This window comes from Martelella sp. FLE1502, from assembly GCF_053484255.1.
The window spans coordinates 1-216 of the sequence record NZ_JBAKFQ010000091.1 but is presented as its reverse complement, the minus strand read 5'-3'; the positions used below and the strand labels follow the sequence as shown (position 1 = coordinate 216).

Sequence of the window (216 nt, the reverse complement as noted above, 5' to 3'; positions counted from 1 at the left end):
CCAGTCAAATAAAAACGTACATCCTGAACCGCCATTGCAAACGCTGTTTTTTCAAATAAACGTTTTAATTCACGCTGAGTGACTTGAACTTGTGTACCCTGACTGTTTTCAGTGGTGAGTAATGGATAATCTTCTGCAGGCAATGTACCTAAAACAAAACGGCTATTCCCTGACTTTAAAATACAACGCTGATCTTCTGTGATTTGCAAATCGATC

The 216-nt window shown here is 38.9% G+C and carries 1 pseudogene; it reads right to left on the bottom strand.

From position 1 onward, the window contains the following. Nucleotides 1-216, bottom strand: a pseudogene (locus tag V6767_RS22805) (DNA polymerase III subunit beta); the annotation flags it as partial.